The organism is Microbacterium maritypicum MF109 (assembly GCF_000455825.1).
GTDB lineage: Bacteria > Actinomycetota > Actinomycetes > Actinomycetales > Microbacteriaceae > Microbacterium > Microbacterium maritypicum_A.
The window spans coordinates 241,504-255,603 of sequence record NZ_ATAO01000206.1 but is presented as its reverse complement, the minus strand read 5'-3'; the positions used below and the strand labels follow the sequence as shown (position 1 = coordinate 255,603).

The 14,100-nt window shown below is 67.0% G+C and carries 9 protein-coding genes and 1 tRNA gene; 7 read left to right on the top strand and 3 right to left on the bottom strand.

Going from position 1 to position 14,100, the window contains the following annotated elements; genetic code table 11:
• Window positions 1-9 precede the first annotated feature (9 nt).
• The 4 genes from gltB to L687_RS35490 all read left to right on the top strand — a co-directional run bounded on the left by gltB (window position 10) and on the right by L687_RS35490 (window position 8,265).
• Window positions 10-4,533 (top strand): glutamate synthase large subunit, encoded by a 4,524-nt coding sequence (gltB, locus tag L687_RS35505; RefSeq protein WP_152525963.1) that lies wholly within the window; start codon window positions 10-12, stop codon window positions 4,531-4,533.
• Window positions 4,526-5,992, top strand: a complete 1,467-nt coding sequence (locus tag L687_RS35500; RefSeq protein ID WP_021200592.1) for a glutamate synthase subunit beta — start codon at window positions 4,526-4,528, stop codon at window positions 5,990-5,992. The genes gltB and L687_RS35500 overlap by 8 nt, the downstream gene beginning before the upstream one ends.
• 58 nt (window positions 5,993-6,050) lie before the next feature.
• Entirely contained in the window at window positions 6,051-7,499 is a 1,449-nt protein-coding gene (pyk, locus tag L687_RS35495) for a pyruvate kinase (RefSeq protein ID WP_021200591.1), read from the top strand.
• Window positions 7,500-7,578: 79 nt separating this feature from the next.
• A complete protein-coding gene (locus tag L687_RS35490; protein ID WP_021200590.1) occupies window positions 7,579-8,265 on the top strand; it encodes an esterase/lipase family protein in 687 nt (228 codons plus the stop codon).
• Window positions 8,266-8,287: 22 nt separating this feature from the next.
• Here the strand turns inward: L687_RS35490 and L687_RS35485 are convergent, their stop codons facing one another.
• Window positions 8,288-9,547 (bottom strand): alpha/beta fold hydrolase, encoded by a 1,260-nt coding sequence (locus tag L687_RS35485; protein ID WP_021200589.1) that lies wholly within the window; start codon window positions 9,545-9,547, stop codon window positions 8,288-8,290.
• An 83-nt stretch (window positions 9,548-9,630) separates the two neighbouring features.
• Window positions 9,631-9,713: transfer RNA gene (locus tag L687_RS35480), tRNA-Leu, on the bottom strand.
• A 100-nt stretch (window positions 9,714-9,813) separates the two neighbouring features.
• On the opposite strand from L687_RS35480, the gene L687_RS35475 reads away from it, so the two are divergent.
• Entirely contained in the window at window positions 9,814-10,434 is a 621-nt protein-coding gene (locus L687_RS35475; RefSeq protein ID WP_017830602.1) for an ANTAR domain-containing response regulator, read from the top strand.
• 2 nt (window positions 10,435-10,436) lie between these two features.
• Entirely contained in the window at window positions 10,437-11,012 is a 576-nt protein-coding gene (locus L687_RS35470) for a GNAT family N-acetyltransferase (RefSeq protein ID WP_021200588.1), read from the top strand.
• On the opposite strand, the gene L687_RS35465 is transcribed toward L687_RS35470, so the two are convergent.
• Window positions 10,987-11,415: a hotdog fold thioesterase gene (locus tag L687_RS35465; protein WP_021200587.1), complete on the bottom strand. Its 429-nt coding sequence runs from the start codon at window positions 11,413-11,415 to the stop codon at window positions 10,987-10,989. The genes L687_RS35470 and L687_RS35465 overlap by 26 nt on opposite strands.
• Window positions 11,416-11,460: 45 nt before the next feature.
• Between L687_RS35465 and polA the strand changes: the two genes are divergently transcribed.
• Window positions 11,461-14,094 (top strand): DNA polymerase I, encoded by a 2,634-nt coding sequence (polA, locus tag L687_RS35460; RefSeq protein WP_031207658.1) that lies wholly within the window; start codon window positions 11,461-11,463, stop codon window positions 14,092-14,094.
• Window positions 14,095-14,100 lie beyond the last annotated feature (6 nt).

Here is a 14,100-nt window from a genome sequence, read left to right as displayed (position 1 = left end):
AAGCAGGGCATGTACAACCCGGCGTTCGAGAAGGACGCCTGCGGCCTCGCCATGGTCGCGACCCTGCGCGGCGAAGCCGGGCACGACATCATCGCGTTGGCCCTCGAGGCCCTGCGCAACCTGGAGCACCGCGGAGCCATCGGCTCGGATGCGGGCACCGGGGACGGCGCCGGCATCCTGACGCAGATGCCCGATGCGTTCCTCCGCGCCGTCGTCGGCTTCGAACTGCCGCCCGTGGGGGAGTACGCGGCCGGACTGGCGTTCCTGCCCCGCGATTCGAGCGAGCGCCGCCAGCAGAAGGCCGGGATCGAGAAGATCGCCCGCTCCGAGGGCCTCCGGGTCCTCGGCTGGCGCGACGTCCCCACCGCCAACGAGAACCTCGGCAAGCTCGCCGATGAGGCCCGTCCTGCCTTCGAGCAGCTCTTCGTGAGCGCCGGCGGGGCGACCCACACCGATGCGCCGCTCACGGGCATCGCCCTCGACCGCGTCGCCTACCGTCTGCGCAAGCGCGCCGGTCACGAACTCGGCGCCTACTTCGTCTCGCTCTCGGCGCGCACGCTCGGCTACAAGGGCATGGTCACGACGCTGCAGCTCGAGCCGTTCTACCCCGACCTGCAGGATGAGCGCTTCGCGTCCGAACTCGCCGTGGTGCACTCCCGGTACTCCACGAACACGTTCCCCTCGTGGCCGCTCGCGCAGCCGCTGCGCATGCTCGCCCACAACGGTGAGATCAACACGGTCGGAGGCAACCGCAACTGGATGCGCGCCCGCCAGTCTCAGCTCGAATCCGAACTGCTGGGCGACATCACCCCGCTCCTGCCCATCTGCACCGACGGTGCCAGCGACTCGGCCTCGTTCGACGAGGTGCTAGAGCTGCTGACCCTCACCGGCCGCAGCCTGCCGCACGCCATCATGATGATGGTTCCTGAGGCCTACGAGAAGCAGGCCGACATCACGCCGGAGCTGCGCTCGTTCTACGAGTACCACTCCAACCAGATGGAACCGTGGGACGGTCCTGCCGCTCTGATCTTCACCGACGGCACGCTCGTCGGTGCCACGCTCGACCGCAACGGCCTGCGTCCTGGACGCTGGACCGAGACGACCGACGGGCTCGTGGTCATCGGCTCCGAGACCGGCGTGCTGCAGTTCGAGCCGGAGCGCATCAAGCGCCGTGGTCGCCTGCAGCCCGGGAAGATGTTCCTCGTCGACACCGCGCAGCGCCGCATCGTCGAGGACAGCGAGATCAAGCACGACCTCGCCACGATGCATCCGTGGCAGGAGTGGCTGGACGCCGGTGCCGTGCGTCTTGCCGAGCTGCCGGAGCGCGAGCACATCGTGCACCCGCCGGCATCGATCACTCGCCGTCAGCGCACCTTCGGCTACACCGAGGAAGAGGTCCGCATCCTCCTCACCCCCATGGGGCAGACCGGCGTCGAGCCGCTCGGCGCCATGGGATCGGACACGCCGATCGCTGTGCTGAGCAAGCGTCCGCGGCTGTTGTTCGACTACTTCACGCAGCAGTTCGCGCAGGTGACCAACCCGCCTCTCGACTCGATCCGCGAAGAGGTCGTGACGAGCCTCAAGCTGGGCCTCGGCCCGGAGAGCAACCTGCTGTCGTGGGGGCCGGAGCACACCCGCACGGTCTCGCTCGACTTCCCGGTGATCGACAACGACGAGCTCGCGAAGATCCGCCACATCGACAAGGCCATGCCCGGCCGGTCGAGCGCGACCATCCGGGGTCTGTACCACTTCGATGCCGGCCCCCAGACGCTGCAGGACCGGCTCTCCGAGATGTGCGCAGAGGTGGACGAGGCGATCGAGAACGGCGCCGAGTTCATCATCCTGTCGGACCGCGACTCCAACAAGGACCTCACCCCGATCCCGTCTCTCCTCATGGTGTCGGCGATCCATCACCATCTCATCCGGCGCGAGAACCGCATGAAGGTCGGTCTCATCGTCGAAGCGGGTGACGTCCGCGAGGTGCACCACGTCGCGACGCTGATCGGCTACGGCGCCTCCGCCGTCAACCCGTACCTCGCTATGGAGACGGTCGAGCACCTCGTGCGCACCGGCTACATCAACGGCATCACGCCCGAGAAGGCGGTCAGGAACCTGATCTACGCGCTCGGCAAGGGCGTGCTCAAGATCATGTCGAAGATGGGCATCTCCACGGTGTCGTCGTACGCGGGCGCTCAGGTGTTCGAGGCGATCGGCCTCAGCCAGGAGTTCATCGACGCGTACTTCACGCGCACCGAGTCCAAGCTCGGCGGTATCGGCATCGAGGAGATCTTCGCCGAGAACCAGGCGCGCCACGACTACGCGTATCCCGAGGATGCGGCCGCACGTGCGCACGAGCGTCTGTGGACCGGCGGCGAGTACCAGTGGCGTCGGGACGGTTCTCCGCACCTGTTCAATCCGGAGACGGTGTTCAAGCTGCAGCACTCGACCCGCACACGGCGGTACGACATCTTCCGCGAGTACACGAAGCTCGTCGACGAGCAGGCCGCAGAGCTGAAGACCCTGCGCGGACTCTTCACCCTGCGCACCGGCACACGCAAGCCCGTGCCGCTCGACGAGGTCGAACCGGTCTCCGCGATCGTCAAGCGGTTCTCCACGGGGGCGATGAGCTACGGCTCGATCTCCCGGGAAGCGCACGAGACCCTCGCGATCGCGATGAACAGCATCGGGGCCAAGTCGAACACGGGCGAGGGCGGCGAGGACCCCGATCGGCTGGTCGACCCCGAACGCCGCAGCTCGATCAAGCAGGTCGCCTCCGGACGCTTCGGTGTCACGAGCCTTTACCTCACCGAGGCGGACGACATCCAGATCAAGCTCGCGCAGGGTGCCAAGCCCGGCGAGGGAGGTCAGCTGCCCCCGACCAAGGTGTACCCCTGGGTGGCACGCACGCGTCACGCGACCGCCGGGGTGGGCCTGATCTCGCCGCCGCCGCATCACGACATCTACTCGATCGAAGACCTCAAGCAGTTGATCTTCGACCTGAAGAGGGCGAATCCCGAGGCACGCATCCACACCAAGCTGGTGAGCCAGTCGGGTATCGGTGCGGTGTCGGCGGGTGTCGCGAAGGCACTGAGCGACGTCATCCTGGTCTCCGGTCACGACGGGGGAACGGGGGCCAGCCCGCTGAACTCGCTCAAGCACGCGGGTACGCCGTGGGAGCTCGGTCTCGCCGAGACGCAGCAGACGCTCATGCTCAACGGCATGCGCGACCGTGTGGTCGTGCAGGTCGACGGGCAGCTCAAGACCGGTCGCGATGTGATCATCGGAGCCCTGCTGGGAGCCGAGGAGTTCGGCTTCGCCACGGCTCCGCTCGTGGTCAGCGGCTGCATCATGATGCGTGTATGCCACCTCGACACCTGCCCGGTGGGCGTCGCGACCCAGAACCCGGTGCTGCGCGAGCGGTTCACGGGCAAGCCCGAGTTCGTCGTGAACTTCATGGAGTTCATCGCGGAGGAGGTGCGCGAGCTCCTCGCCGAACTCGGATACCGCTCGATCGACGAGATCGTCGGCCGTGCCGACCTCATCGAGGTGAACGCCGCTGTCGAGCACTGGAAGGCCGAGGGGCTCGACCTCACTCCGGTGCTCGAAGGACCGGTGTTCCCTGCGGGTGAGCCGCGTCGCAGCGGGCGCACACAGGATCACGAACTCGAGAAGCATTTCGACGTGCAGCTCATCGACATCGCGAAGGGGGCGCTCCTCAACGGCGAACCCGTCGTGGTGGAGCTGCCCATCGCCAACACTGAGCGCGCCGTGGGCACGATGCTGGGTCACCAGGTGACCTCGCGGCACGGGGCGGCGGGTCTGCCGCAGGGTACGATCGACGTCACGCTGCACGGCACCGCCGGACAGTCGCTCGGCGCGTTCCTGCCGCCGGGGATCGTGCTCCGCCTCGAGGGCGATGCGAACGACTACGTCGGCAAGGGGCTCTCCGGCGGCGACATCACGATCCGCCCGCCGCGCGGCTCCGCTATCGCTCCGCACGAGAACGTGATCGCCGGCAATGTGATCGGCTACGGCGCGACCTCGGGGACGATGTTCATCTCGGGCGTCGTCGGCGAGCGCTTCCTCGTGCGCAACTCCGGTGCGACCGCTGTCGTCGAGGGCGTGGGTGACCACGCCCTGGAGTACATGACGGGTGGTCTGGCCGTGATCCTCGGGTCCACTGGACGCAACTTCGGCGCCGGCATGTCCGGGGGAGTGGCGTATGTGCACGCGCTCGACACGAGCAAGGTGAACGCGCAATCCCTCGGGAGTGGAGAGCTGCTGCTCGAACCGCTCGATCGAGCGGATCTCGAGGTGCTGCGCAGCCTGCTGGTCGCGCATGTCGAGCGCACGGCGTCGCCGTTGGCCTCGTCCTTCCTCGAGAGCTTCGAGGAGACCGCTGCAGAGTTCGTGAAGGTGCTGCCTCGTGACTTCGCCGCTGTGCGGAGCATGCGCGAGGAGGCGCTGGCCGAGGGGATCGACCCCGACGGCGACATCGTGTGGAACCGCATCCTGGAGGTGACCGGTGGCTGATCCCAAAGGCTTTCTGAAGGTGACCGAGCGGGAACTCCCCGCACGACGTCCGGTGCCGGTGCGCATCATGGACTGGAAAGAGGTCTACGAGCCCGGTGACAAGCAGGTGCTCCGTCGACAGGCCGGCCGTTGCATGGACTGCGGTGTGCCGTTCTGCCACCAGGGGTGCCCGCTCGGCAACCTGATCCCGGAGTGGAACGACCTGACGTGGCGCGGTGAGGGTCGCGCGGCGATCGAGCGTCTGCACGCCACGAACAACTTCCCTGAGTTCACGGGACGGCTGTGCCCTGCGCCGTGCGAGAGCTCGTGCGTGCTCGGCATCAACCAGCCGGCCGTGACCATCAAGCAGATCGAGGTCTCGATCATCGACGAGGCGTTCGCGAAGGGCTGGGTCGAACCCGAGCCGCCGGAGCGCCTGACGGGCAAGACCGTCGCTGTCGTCGGATCGGGACCGGCGGGTCTCGCCGCCGCGCAGCAGCTCACCCGCGCCGGGCACACCGTCGCGGTCTTCGAGCGTGACGACCGCATCGGAGGTCTGCTCCGCTACGGCATCCCCGACTTCAAGATGGAGAAGACCCAGCTCGAGTCGCGTCTTCGTCAGATGCAGGAGGAGGGCACCCGCTTCCGTGCCGGTGTCGAGATCGGCAAGGACATCTCCTGGCCCGATCTGCGCGCGCGGTACGACGCGGTCGTCATCGCCACCGGCTCGACCGTGCCGCGTGACCTCGCCATCCCCGGCCGTGACCTCGACGGGGTGCATTTCGCCATGGAGTACCTCGTGGAGTCGAACCACGCGGTCGCGGGAGACAAGGTCGCCGACCAGATCAGCGCCGAGGGCAAGCACGTCATCGTGATCGGCGGCGGTGACACCGGAGCGGACTGCATCGGCACCGCTCACCGTCAGGGCGCACTCAGCGTCACCAACCTCGCGATCGGCAAGCAGCCGGGTGACACGCGTCCCGACCACCAGCCGTGGCCGATGATGCCGACCGTGTTCGAGGTCTCGTCTGCGCATGAGGAGGGCGGCGAGCGGGTCTTCCTCGCATCCACCGTCGAGTTCCTCGGCAACGAGGTCGGCGAGGTCCGAGCGCTGCGTGTGGCGGAGACGGAGTACGTCGACGGTCGTCGCGTGCCCAAGAGCGGCACCGAGCGCGAGATCCCGGCCGACCTCATCCTGATAGCGATGGGATTCACCGGTCCCGAGCAGGGCGGATACACCGAGGACACGCTTCCGCAGGTGACCGACCGGGGTGCGTTCCGTCGCGACTCCTCGTACGAGTCGACGGTTCCCGGCGTGTTCGTGGCCGGTGACGCCGGACGCGGACAGTCGCTCATCGTGTGGGCCATCGCTGAAGGGCGTGCGGCGGCGGCGAACGTCGACCGGTTCCTGATGGGCACCACCGTGCTCCCCGAGCCGGTGCGCCCGAGTGATGTCGCGATCGGTCTCCAGCCCGCGTAGGCTGAGGCCGGCACCGTCGCCTGATTTACCTTCCCCCACTTCTACCCTGGAGAAATCTTTGAGACGCGCGAAAATCGTCGCCACCCTGGGCCCCGCCACCTCCACCTATGAGACGGTGCGCGCACTGATCGATGCGGGGGTGGATGTCGCTCGACTGAACCTCAGCCACGGCGACTACTCCGTGCACGAGAACAACTACGCCAATGTGCGTCGTGCCGCAGAAGACGCCGGCCGTGCCGTCGCCATCCTCGTCGACCTGCAGGGTCCGAAGATCCGTCTCGGCAAGTTCGAGAACGGCCCCTACGAACTCGCCAAGGGCGACATCTTCAAGATCACCACCGAAGACATCATCGGCAACAAGGACATCAGCGGGACGACCTTCAAGGGTCTGCCGCATGACGTCAAGCCGGGAGACTTCCTCCTGATCGACGACGGCAAGGTCCGGGTCGAGGTCGTCGAGACCGACGGCGTCACCGTCACGACCAAGGTCATCGTCGCCGGTGCCGTGTCCAACAACAAGGGCATCAACCTGCCCGGCGTCGCCGTCAACGTCCCCGCGCTGAGCGAGAAGGACGAAGACGACCTGCGCTGGGGTCTGCGCATCGGTGCCGACCTGATCGCCCTGTCGTTCGTGCGCAACGCCGCCGACGTCGAGCGTGTGCACGAGATCATGGCGGAAGAGGGCGTCCGCGTCCCTGTCATCGCCAAGGTCGAGAAGCCGCAGGCCGTCGACGCGCTCGAAGAGATCGTCGACGCGTTCGACGCGATTATGGTCGCTCGTGGCGACCTCGGTGTGGAACTTCCGCTCGAGGCCGTGCCGATCGTGCAGAAGCGCGCCGTCGAGATCGCGCGTCGTATGGCCAAGCCGGTCATCGTCGCGACGCAGATGCTCGAGTCGATGATCAGCAGCCCGGTGCCGACCCGCGCCGAGACCTCGGATGTCGCGAACGCCGTGCTCGACGGCGCGGACGCGGTCATGCTGTCGGGTGAGACCAGCGTCGGCGACTACCCGGTGGTCGTCGTCGAGACCATGGCGCGGATCATCGCGTCCACGGAAGAGCACGGCTTGGAGCGCATCGCGCCCCTCACGACCAAGCCCCGCACCCAGGGTGGTGCCATCACGCTTGCTGCTCTCGAGGTCGCCGAGTTCGTCGACGCGAAGTTCCTCTGCGTGTTCACCCAGTCGGGCGACTCCGCGCGTCGTCTGTCGCGCCTGCGCTCGCGCATCCCGATGATTGCGTTTACGCCCGAGCCGGGCATCCGTCGCCGAATGGCGCTGACCTGGGGCATCCGTTCGACCCTGGTCGACATGGTGCAGCACACCGACCTGATGTATCACCAGGTCGACGAGTATCTGCTCGGCAACGGTCTCGCCGAGGAAGGGGACAAGGTCGTCGTGATCTCCGGCTCCCCTCCCGGAATCGTCGGATCGACGAACGACCTTCGTGTGCACAAGGTCGGCGATGCGATCCGCGGTGCAGCTCCGATCTACAAGGCCGGCGTCTGACGCACAGCATCCAGAGGGGGCGGGACTTCGGTCCCGCCCCCTCTGTCATGCGCATCGGGTAGTTTTCACTCATGGAGCCGTGGTGTCGTCGGAGGAGCCCGTCATCGGCGTGCTGAAGAACGCGGGGTGGTGGATCGCCGACTACGTGTACGCCGGGTACTGGCAGGTGCGCGCGATGTTCGACCGCACCGATCCGGCATCCTTCGCATCCGGGAGTGCGGCGCACATCATCGTCCTTCCGGGCGTCTATGAGACGTGGCGGTTCCTGCAGCCGCTCGTCGCCGCCATGCACGACCGCGGGCATCCGGTCCACATCGTCGATACGCTTCACCGGAATCAGCGACCGGTGGCGGACATGGCGCGGGCTGTGGAGGCGTTCCTGACGGAGAACGGGCTCGACGATGTGATCCTCGTCGCCCACAGCAAAGGGGGTCTCGCGGGAAAGGTCGTGATGACGGGTCCCGCGGGCGAGCGAGTGCGTTCGATGCTCGCGATCGCGACCCCGTTCGGGGGTTCGCGCTATGCCCGGCTCATGCTGTCGCGCGCTCTGCGGGAGTTCTCACCGGAAGACCCGTCGATCGTGAGCCTCGCGCAGCAGCTCACGGTGAACGGGCGGATCGTGTCGGTCTATGCGGCGTTCGACCCCCATATCCCGGAGGGGAGCGAACTCGCCGGAGCCAAGAACGTCCGCCTCGACACGGGCGGGCACTTCCGGATCCTCGCGAATCCTCGGGTCCTGGCGGAACTCGCGGTCCTCGCGGAATAGTTCGTCGCCGAGGATCAGAACGTCACCGGCAGCCGTCAGTCTCTGCGCGGTCTCCGTCCAGCGTCGGGAGCCACAGCAGCAGGTCCGGCAGGGAGGCATAGGCGGCGAGGCCATGGGTGACGCCGGAGTAGCGGTGGAACGTCACCTCGGCGTTCTGCGTGCACAGCAGCTTCACGTAGTCCTCGGTCGCGCTCGGCAGCACGAGTTCGTCGGCTTCTCCCTGGCCGACGAAGACGGGCACTCTGACGGGACTGTTCCCCGCACTGTTCTCCTGCAACATCGTCTGCCACGGTTCCGTCGTGGCGGGATCGCTCCGGACGTATCCGCCGACCAGGGGATCGGCGATCGCGTGGATCTCATCGTTCTGGGTGAGCAGGCACAGGGCGGCCATCGCCGGTGTCGCCTTCAGCCCGGCGGGGGTGAGGATGCCGGTGATCTCTGTGGCTCCGTACTGCTCGGCGTAGGCGGCCTCGTAGGCCGGGACGGCGAAGGAGGCGATCGTGACGCCGGAGAGGTTCACGATGTCGTCGGTCATCAGAGCGTTCAGGTTCGCTGCGGGGGCCGCCACGGCGACACCTTCGATCGTGAGCTCGTGCGCGTACTCCGCTGCACGTTCCGCAGCGAAGAGCACAGCCTGCCCGCCTTGCGAGTGTCCCCACAGCACGACCCGGTCGCTCACGTGTGCGTCGTCGATCCGTCGCGCCGCCCGGACGATGTCGAGCACACTGTTGGACTCGGGCACGCCGAGCAGATACGACGACGCGCCTTCGACGCCGAGCCCCGGATAGTCGGTGGCCACGACCGCGTAGCCCTCGGCGAGCAGCTCATGCATCCCCTCGATGTACTGGAACGGATCCAGGCCGCGTGAAGGCGCACACGTCGATGCCGCACCGGTGGTGGGATGGCCCCAGGAGATCACGGTGCGTCCGCCCTCGGGAGCAGGCCCGTCCGGGATGATCACCACGCCGGAGACAGGGATGTCCGCCCCCACGAGATCGCGGGAGTGGTAGATCACGCGCCACGCGACGGCGCCCACGGGTGCGCTCTCGATCGACTCGATGCGGATGATCTCGCCCGGATCTCCCCGGGGTGGGGGAGAGGGGAGGGTGTAGAACGCGGGATCCGCTCGGGCTTCGTCCTGCTCGGCGAGGGTTCTCCGTGTCACCTCGGCGGCGAGGAGCATGAGAGCCACGGCGAGGACGGCGCCGATGGCGATGAGGGCACGGCGCCGACGTCGCGGACGCGCAGCGTGTGCGGCAGGCAGGTCGTCGCCTTCGTGCATAAGGACTTTCTAGCGCACGGGGCCGTTTCGAGGGAGGGGGCCGGTGGGCGCGGAGGAGACGACGGAGGGAGTCTCATCGAGGGTGCCGGCGGTGGGACTCGAACCCACACGCCCTTTCGGACAAAGCATTTTGAGTGCTCCGCGTCTGCCATTCCGCCACGCCGGCTCGTGTGTCGCGTTTACGACTTTAGCGCAGGCGAGGCGCGTGAACGTCCGCGCCGAGCGCCGAGGGCCTGCGGACAGGGGCACTCCACTAGGATGGTTGTGTGACAGAGCAAGAAGAGCAGGCTGAGCAGCCCACGTCATCCGCACCCCGACGCGTCGTCGTCGCCGAAGATGAGTCGCTGATCCGTCTCGACATCGTCGAGATCCTCCGCGACAACGGCTTCGATGTCGTCGGCGAGGCCGGTGACGGAGAGACCGCGGTCGCTCTGGCGACCGAGCTGCGCCCCGACCTGGTCATCATGGACGTCAAGATGCCTCAGCTCGATGGCATCAGTGCCGCCGAGAAGCTGCACAAGGGCAACATCGCCCCCGTCGTCCTGCTCACGGCATTCAGCCAGAAGGAGCTCGTCGAGCGCGCCAGCGAGGCGGGTGCTCTCGCGTACGTCGTGAAGCCGTTCACCCCGAACGACCTCCTGCCCGCGATCGAGATCGCGCTGGCCCGCCACGAGCAGATCATCACGCTCGAGGCCGAGGTCGCCGACATGGTGGAGCGCTTCGAGACTCGCAAGCTCGTCGACCGTGCCAAGGGCCTCCTCAACGAGAAGATGGGCCTGAGCGAGCCCGAGGCGTTCCGATGGATCCAGAAGGCGTCCATGGACCGCCGTCTGACGATGCAGGACGTCGCCAAGGCGATCATCGAACAGCTCGCTCCCAAGAAGTAGCGGTGGACGCCGGGTTCCTCCGGCTCGATACCGAGCACATCCTGCGGCCCGTACGGCGGGGCGATGGCGCTGCGCTCTCGCGCGCCTATCTCGCGAACCGCGAGCATCTCGCACCGTGGGAACCCACCCGCAGCGAGGCGTTCTTCTCCGTCGACTCGCAAGAGCAGCATGTGCAGCAATGCGTGGATGATGCGGCCAGTGGCCGCAGCATCCGCTTCGTCATCGAATCCGATGACGGAGAGATCCGCGGACGGATGAACATCAACAACATCGTCCGTGGCGCGTTCTGGAGCGCCGACCTCGGATACTGGGTCGACAGGTCGAGGCTGCACCGTGGGCTCGCGAGCCGCGGGGTCGCGCAGATCATCGAGTACTCGCGCGCGGAACTGCGCCTCCATCGGCTGCAGGCGGCGACGCTGCTGCACAATCTCGGGTCACAACGGGTGCTGCTCGGAAACGGCTTCGAGCGCATCGGTATGGCGCCGAACTACCTCCGCATCGCGGGGGAGTGGCAGGACCACCTGCTGTTCCAGCGACTGCTGGAGGAACCGCTCAGCGCTCGGCGGGAAGGTCCTTGATCATGTTGGTGATGCGGATCGTCGAGCAGCGGCGCCCCTGATCGTCCGTGACCACGATCTCGTGAACGGTGATGCTCCTGCCCAGGTGCACGGGCGTGCACACTCCCGTGACGACACCCGAGGTCGCCGACCGCGTGTGCGTCGCGTTGATGTCGACACCGACGGCGAGTCGGCCGGCACCGGCGTGCAGGTTCGCCGCCATCGATCCGAGGGATTCCCCGAGCACCACGTAGGCGCCGCCGTGCATGAGTCCCACCGGCTGGGTGTTGCCTTCGACGGGCATGGTCGCGACGCAGCGCTCGACGCTGAACTCGACGAACTCCATGCCCATCTTCTCGGCCAGAGCACCCATTCCACGGGCCGTGGCCCAGTCGAGTCCCTCGCTCATCGCGACGTCGCTCATGCATCCTCCTCAGCGGGTGTCTGTCGTCCTCGTTAGGCTGACAGGGTGACGGACTCCGCAAAGCCTACCCTCATGGTCGTCGACGGCCACTCGCTCGCCTATCGTGCCTTCTTCGCCCTCCCGGTCGACAACTTCACGACCAAGGACAATCAGCACACCAACGGCATCTACGGCTTCCTGTCGATGCTGGTGAACCTCATCAAGGCCGAGCAGCCGACGCATCTGGCGATCGCCTTCGACACCTCGCGTCATTCGTTCCGCACGGATGAGTACCCGGAATACAAGGCGACGCGGTCGGAGTCGCCGCAGGAGTTCAAGGGTCAGATCCCTCTCCTTCAGGATTGCCTCGCCGCCATGTCCATCCCGGTCCTGACGAAAGAGGGGATCGAGGCCGATGACATCCTCGCGACCCTCGCGTCGCAGGGCGCGGAGCAGGGCTTCGAAGTGCTCGTCGTCTCCGGCGACCGCGACACCATCCAGCTCGTCAACGACGATGTCACCCTGTTGTACCCGTCAGTGCAGGGTGTCTCCCAGCTCAAGCGCTACGACCCGTCCACCGTTCAGGAGCGATACGGGGTGCGACCAGAGCAGTACCCCGACATCGCAGCACTCGTCGGGGAGACGAGCGACAACCTCCCCGGCGTGCCGAAGGTCGGCGAGAAGACCGCGGTCAAGTGGCTCACGCAGTTCGGCTCGCTCGATGAGCTGATCGCCCGTGCCGACGAGATCAAGGGCGTGGTCGGCGGCAACCTCCGCGACCACATCGAAGACGTCCGTCGCAACCGCAAGCTCAACCGCCTGCTCACCGACGTCGAGCTTCCGGTCGGCCCCGCCGATCTCGCGGTGGCACCGATCGATCCGCAGGCTGTGCGTGACATCTTCGCGCGCCTCGAGTTCCGCACCCTGTTGCCTCGCGTGTTCGAGGCCGTGGGCGCAGGCGAGGTCGCCGACGACCCCGCATCCGTCGTCGTCCTTCCCGTCCCCGCTGAGGTGACGCCGACCGATCTCGCCACGTGGGCCGCGGCCCAGGAAGGCGACGTCTCTCTGCGCATCACGACCCAAGGCGGGGTCCCCGTGCGCATCGGTGCCGCCACGCTGACCGAGCTCCGCGAGACCGACTGGGCAGACGCCGCCGCCGAAGCGTTGCGCGGATGGATCGAGTCCGACGCGCCGAAGGTGCTCCACGATGCGAAGCCGCAGGTGAAGGCGCTGATCCGCCAGGGCATCCGCCTCGGCGGGCTCGCCTACGACACGAGCCTGGCTGGCTGGCTCCTGCGCCCCAGCTTCCCCGACAAGACGCTCTCCGATCTGGTCGAACGCTACCTCGGCGAGAAGCTTCCCGAGGCCGATCCGACGCAGCTCGTCCCCGAGACGGAGGGGGCCACCCCGTCGCAGGAGGCATGGTTCGCGCTTCGCGTCGCCGATGCGCTTCGTGAAGACATCCCCGAGCCGGTCGCCGCGGTCCTGGTCGACATCGAGCTCCCGACACTGCTCACCCTCGCCGATATGGAGGTCGCGGGCGTGGCGGTTTCTCACGACGTGCTGTCGACGTTCTCCGGTGAGCTCGCCACCCGAGCCGAAGGGCTCGCGCAGGAGGCGTTCTCCGTCGTGGGACGGGAGTTCAACCTCGGCTCGCCCAAGCAGCTCCAAGAGGTCCTGTTCGAAGACCTCCAGCTCCCCAAGACCCGCAAGACCAAGACCGGCTACTCGACGGATGCCGCGGTGCTGGCCGACCTGCAGGAGAGCAATCCCCATCCCTTCCTGAGCCTTCTGCTGCAGCATCGCGAAGCCACAAAGTTGCGCCAGATCATCGAGTCGCTCGACACGGCCATCGGCGACGACCACCGTGTGCACACGACCTATGTGCAGACCGGAAGCCAGACCGGTCGTCTCTCCAGCACCGATCCGAACCTGCAGAACATCCCGGTGCGCACCGAGGAATCTCGCCGCATCCGCAGTGCTTTCGAAGTCGGCGAGGGGTACGAGTCTCTGCTCACGGCTGACTACTCGCAGATCGAGATGCGCATCATGGCGCACCTGTCCGGTGACGAAGGATTGATCGAAGCGTTCAACAGCGGAGAAGACCTTCACCGCTTCGTCGGCGCGCGGGTGTTCGGCGTCGAGCCGAGCGACGTCACTGCGGCCATGCGCACCAAGGTGAAGGCCATGTCGTACGGTCTCGTCTACGGCCTCTCCGCCTTCGGTCTCTCCAAGCAGCTGCGTATCGAGCAGTCCGAAGCCAAGCAGCTCATGGTCGAGTACTTCGCACGTTTCGGCGCCGTGCGCGACTATCTGCGGGCCTCGGTGATGAAGGCGAAGGAGGTCGGCTACACCGAGACGATCTTCGGTCGCCGTCGTCCGTTCCCTGACCTGGCGAGTCCGAACCGGGTGCTGCGCGAGAACGCCGAGCGTGCGGCGCTCAACGCTCCGATCCAGGGCAGTGCGGCCGACATCATGAAGATCGCGCTCCTGCACATCCACGACGATCTCCGGTCCGAGCAGCTCTCCTCTCGCGTGCTGCTGCAGATCCACGACGAACTCGTGGTCGAGGTCGCTCCGGGGGAGTGGGATGCCACGGAGCGGATCGTGCGCGCCCGGATGGGGGATGCGGCCGAGCTCTCGGTGCCGCTCGACGTGCAGGTCGGACGCGGACGCGACTGGAACGAAGCAGCGCACTGAGACCCG

Excerpts from the sequence above, each read along its gene's own strand:
- gltB (WP_152525963.1), top strand. The coding sequence starts at position 10 with ATGTACAACCCGGCGTTCGAGAAGGACGCCTGCGGCCTCGCCATGGTC.
- L687_RS35485 (WP_021200589.1), bottom strand. The coding sequence starts at position 9,547 with ATGCACGAAGGCGACGACCTGCCTGCCGCACACGCTGCGCGTCCGCGA.
- L687_RS35465 (WP_021200587.1), bottom strand. The coding sequence starts at position 11,415 with ATGAGCGACGTCGCGATGAGCGAGGGACTCGACTGGGCCACGGCCCGT.